This is a genomic window from Candidatus Pelagibacter communis (assembly GCF_001179845.1).
GTDB lineage: Bacteria > Pseudomonadota > Alphaproteobacteria > Pelagibacterales > Pelagibacteraceae > Pelagibacter > Pelagibacter ubique_Q.
The window spans coordinates 1-5,032 of the sequence record NZ_CVSB01000048.1 but is presented as its reverse complement, the minus strand read 5'-3'; the positions used below and the strand labels follow the sequence as shown (position 1 = coordinate 5,032).

Sequence of the window (5,032 nt, the reverse complement as noted above, 5' to 3'; positions counted from 1 at the left end):
GATAGAGGTAAGGGTGAAATCGATGTGCATCCTGATATTTGGTTACCAAACCAAGAAGCTTATACAAATGATTTAGTTCCAAAAGGAACTTTAAAATTAAGCAGCAAACCTTATGAAGGAAACCAAGGTTATTGTGTTTCTCAACAGTTTGCTAAAAAAATGAATATTACAGCAATTGAAGACTTAGCAAGACCTGAAGTTGTTAAAGCTATGGATAGTGATGGCAATGGAAAAGGTGAGTTTTGGATTGGTGCTGATGGTTGGGCTTCTGCAAATGTAAACCAAGTTAAATTAAGAGACTATGGTTTATATGATGCTGGTATTGAAGCAGTTAGAGCTGCTGAAGCAGTTAAAAATGCAAGAGTACTAGACTCAATCAAAAAAGGTGAAGGTTATGCATTCTATTGTTACAAACCTCATGCAATTTGGGGAATGGCTGACGTAGTGATGTTAACAGAACCAAAATATGATCCTGCAAAATATAAAATGATTCAACCTAAAGCAGATGCTGACTGGTATAAGAAATCTTATGTTGCATCTAAAGATGCGCTTAAGCAAATCCAAATCGGTTGGGCTACTTCTTTAGAGAGTCAATCACCAGCGATTGTAGAATTCTTCAAGAATTTTCAATTAACAGCTGATGATGTTTCTGCAATGGCTTATGCAGTTTCAGTTGAGAAGAAAGATCCAGCTGCTGTTGCTAGAGCTTGGATGGAAGCAAATAAATCAACTGTAGACGGTTGGTTAGGATTATAATCTAAATTAAATTTTATACTCGGCAATTTAAGATTGCCGAGTATATTTTCCTATAATAAAAACGAATATGGATTCATCGAGTTCAGCTATAAAAATTGAAAATGTTTGGAAAGTATTTGGCAATACTTCGCCCGAAGCATTAGATGCAATCCAAAATAAAGGAATTTCAAAAACAGAAGCTTTAGAAGAATACAATTCAGTCATTGGTGTTTCTGATGTTTCATTTGATGTTAATCAAGGTGAAATATTTTGTGTAATGGGCCTTTCAGGTAGTGGAAAATCTACACTAGTTAGACACATAAACAGACTTTTAGAACCAACTTCAGGAAAGATTTTGATAAATGGGCAAGATGTAATGCAGCTTGATCGTGAGCATTTACAAGAATTAAGAAACAAAAAAATAGGTATGGTTTTTCAAAACTTTGCTCTAATGCCTCACAGATCGGTTGTAGATAATATTGCAATGCCTCTTGAAATAAGAGGAGTAAGTAAAAATGATCGTTTAGATGCAGCTAATAAAATTTTAGAAATTGTTGAATTACAAGGTTGGGGTAACAAATTTGCTCATGAATTATCAGGAGGTATGCAACAAAGAGTAGGACTTGCAAGAGCATTAGCTGCAGACCCAGAATTTCTTTTAATGGATGAACCTTTTAGTGCATTAGACCCACTAATTAGAAGACAACTTCAATCAGAATTTATCAAACTTTCAAAACAGATGAAAAAGACAACAGTTTTTATAACTCACGATTTAGATGAGGCAGTAAGAGTAGGGCATAGAATTGCTATTATGAGAGATGGAAAGGTAATTCAAATTGGTACCCCTGAAGAAATTGTAGTTAACCCAGCTGACGAATATGTTGCTGACTTTGTTAAAGGAATTTCAAGACTTAAAGTTGTTCAGGCAAAAACAATTATGCAAACAGTTGAAAGTTATGAAAATTCAAATGGTAAACTGGAAGAAAATTTACAAAGTGTAGATGAGCATGTATTATTAAGTAGATTAATTGAAGTTTCAAAATCCAAAGATAAGCCATTAGTTGTCAAAAATAATGATCAAAAAAATATTGGAGTTATTACACAATCAGATCTTTTAAAAGCAGTGATAGAGGGCGGGGATGGAGAATAAGCAAATAAATAATCCTACTAGATCAGAACTTATTACTGACTTTGTTAAATCAAATCCAGAATATTACATTAAAGAGTTTCAAAAAATTGGAAGTAAACCAACGTTTTCTTTTTCATTTAACTTATATGCAGGAATTCTAGGTCCTATTTGGTTTGGAATGAGAAATATATGGAATTGGGCACTAGCTTTTTTAATAATTGAAACATTTTCAGTTGTTCAAATTATAAGAGGGTTGTTTGGAAATATTACTAAAGAGGCTGTTGAAAAAATAAAACAAGTAGAATCTACAATTGCATTTAGAAACAAACAGCTAGAAGCGGCCATAACAAATAACCCAGATAAAGTTGATGTTTATAAACGTAACATTAAATCATTAGAAGATGCGATGCAGGGGTATATTGACGAAGTTGCTAGGATTGAAGCATCTGCAATTTGGATTACAATTTTTGGTATTGCTTTATTAATTTCAATTAAAATAGTCCAAGGGATTTTAGCTAATTCTATTTTAGAAAAAAGATATTCAGAGTGGTTATCAGACAAAACGATAAGACCAGGAATGCAAAATAAAAATTTTGTCTCTAGTACAATTTTTGCTGCAGTGATTATGTTTTTCTCAGTTGTGCATTATAGTTTTCCAGGAGTTATTACTATAATGGATGATTTTCCAACTCATCCAGACATAAGACTTACTTCAATTAAATGGGTTGAAACTATTTTTGATTATGCTGTTTTAAAAGGAGATGCTTTATTTACAGCAATCACTATTGGTATTAGATCAGTATTAGATTTCTTAGAACTATTGTTTGTAAAAACTCCATGGATAGTGATTATTACAACTATAGTAACTTTAACAGGTCTAGCTGCGGGCCCAAGAGCTGCGATTTATTCAGCAGGATTTCTATGTTATATGGGATTTTTAGGTTTTTGGGTAAAAGCTATGACTACTTTGGCTCTGCTTGGAACAGCTGCTGTATTAAGTATAGTTATTGGAATTCCACTTGGAATATTTTGTGCAAGACGTCAAAGGTTTTATTCAATGATAAGACCAATAATGGATTTCATGCAAACAATGCCAGCTTTTGTATTTATGATTCCAGTAATTGCTTTTTTTGGAACAGGGAAGGTCGCTGCAGTAATTATTACAATGATTTTTGGAGGAACCCCTGTAGTTAGATTAACAGTTCTTGGATTAAGAGGTGTGCCTGAAACAATTAGGGAAGCTGCAATCGCTTATGGAGCATCCAAGTGGTATTTGTTAAGAAAAGTTGACTTACCTTTAGCTACTCCGTCTATCTTGGCGGGTGTAAACCAGACGGTAATGTTAAGTTTAGCAATGGTAGTAGTTGCATCTCTAATTGGTGCAAAAGGACTTGGGCAAGATGTTTTAGAAGCGCTTCAGTATGCTAATGTTGGACAAGGAATTTTAGCAGGTGTTGCTATATTATTTGTAGCTCTTATTCTTGATAGGGTTGTTCAAGGTAAAAAAAGAGTTTAATTAATCCTAATGGAGTATGCTTTATTAGGTTTTTTAACCAGCTTAAGTCTTATTTTAGCCATTGGTGCTCAAAATATTTTTGTTATTGAACAAGGCTTAAAAAACCAACACGTATTTCTTGTCTGTTTAATTTGCTCAATATCAGATTGTTTATTAATTTTTACAGGGATATTTTTATTTCATTATTTTAGTCAATATTTTAATTCATTAATTGAATTAATTTTTAATATTTTATTATTATTGTTTTTAGTTCATTTTATTTATTCAAAAATTAAATCAAGAAACGAAAACATAAATTTAAATGAAGAAACTAATAGTATTTCTGCTTTAAAAATATTTTTAAAAACTCTTGGTTTTACTTATTTAAATCCTCATGTTTATTCAGACACAGTTTTCTTTTTAGGAAATTTTTCAAAAAATTTTATTTTATCTCAAAAAATTACTTTTGGTATTGGAGCCTCTCTAGCATCTTTATTATTCTTTTTTTCAATTGGATATGCCTCAACTTATTTTTCTAAGTATTTAAATAATCAGAAAATATGGAAAATAATAAATTGGATAATTATTACAATTATGACTGTGATAAGTTTATATGTTCTTAAAGAAGTTATAAGTTCAATTTAATTAGACAAGAACTCATCAATTATTTGATTAATTTTATTTGGCTCTTCTAAGTGAGCATTATGACTACATCCATTAATAATTTTAAGTTCGCTGTTAGGGATATTCTTATTCAATGTTTCTACTTGCTCAAGATTATATGCGGTATCTTTATCTCCCCAAACAATCAATGTTTGATTTTTAATATTTTTAAGATTTTCAAATCCATTCCATTGTTTCATTGCATGAAGCGCATTTGATGCTGTTTCTTCTGAAATATTTGTTACAGCATTTTCACAAAAGAAATAATTTTTATCTTTATTGCCTTTAACAAACCACTTTGGAGGAATTCTAGTTTTTAATTCACTGATACCTTCTTCTTTTAATCTCCTAATAGATTCATCCATTGTTTCAAATCTACCTGGTATTTCCCCAATAGAGCTAGTTGCAAAACAAATTAGTTTTTCAATTTTATCACCTGCAATTTTTGCTATTTCTTGAACAATCATTCCACCCATGGAATGTCCAATTAAATGAAATTTATTAATTTTCTTTTCTTCTATTATTTCCAAAACAAATTTAGCCATATCATTAATTGAATTTAATGAAGGAGCTTTATGACTTTCACCAAAACCAGGTAAAGCAGGTGAAATTATTCTAAATTTTGATTTGAAATAATCCTTTTGCAAAGACCACATTTCTGATGATCCAAGAAAACCATGCACAAATACAAATGCATGACCTTTGCCATTATCCTCTATAAATATATCTTTCACCTTTAAAAAGATTACAGAAATTATTTAGTGATTACAAAATTAATTTGAGTATCCGTATTTTTTTAATCTAACGTCACCTGTTCTTGCATGCGCTTCCATACCCTCATATCTAGATATTCTAGCAGCAGCTGCACCGACAAGTTCAGTAGATTCTTTTGTCATTCTTTGGAAACTTAAAGTTTTAATAAATTTTCCTACAAACAAACCACCCGTATATCTTCCAGCGCCTTTAGTAGGTAAAATATGATTAGTACCTGAACATTTGTCACCATAAGC

General features: G+C 31.3%; 6 protein-coding genes. 4 read left to right on the top strand and 2 right to left on the bottom strand.

Features of this window, described 5'->3' with window-relative positions:
• The 4 genes from AMN81_RS04915 to AMN81_RS04900 all read left to right on the top strand — a co-directional run.
• Positions 1–756: ABC transporter substrate-binding protein (locus AMN81_RS04915; protein ID WP_072090959.1), on the top strand; the 756-nt coding region annotated here is incomplete at its 5' end.
• A 67-nt stretch (positions 757–823) separates the two neighbouring features.
• Positions 824–1,885, top strand: a complete 1,062-nt coding sequence (locus AMN81_RS04910; RefSeq protein ID WP_072090958.1) for a quaternary amine ABC transporter ATP-binding protein — start codon at positions 824–826, stop codon at positions 1,883–1,885.
• The gene (locus AMN81_RS04905) at positions 1,875–3,380 is read left to right on the top strand and encodes an ABC transporter permease (protein WP_072090957.1); all 1,506 of its coding nucleotides are present in this window, start codon (positions 1,875–1,877) and stop codon (positions 3,378–3,380) included. The genes AMN81_RS04910 and AMN81_RS04905 overlap by 11 nt, the downstream gene beginning before the upstream one ends.
• Before the next feature lie 9 nt (positions 3,381–3,389).
• Complete coding sequence (locus AMN81_RS04900) at positions 3,390–4,004, top strand: LysE/ArgO family amino acid transporter (protein WP_072090956.1); 615 nt, start codon at positions 3,390–3,392, stop codon at positions 4,002–4,004.
• On the opposite strand, the gene AMN81_RS04895 is transcribed toward AMN81_RS04900, so the two are convergent.
• On the bottom strand, positions 4,001–4,756 hold the full coding sequence (locus AMN81_RS04895; protein WP_072090955.1) for an alpha/beta fold hydrolase: 756 nt from the start codon (positions 4,754–4,756) through the stop codon (positions 4,001–4,003). The genes AMN81_RS04900 and AMN81_RS04895 overlap by 4 nt on opposite strands.
• 39 nt (positions 4,757–4,795) lie before the next feature.
• A partial coding sequence (locus AMN81_RS04890) for a histidinol dehydrogenase (protein WP_179850571.1) occupies positions 4,796–5,032 on the bottom strand: 237 nt, incomplete at its 5' end.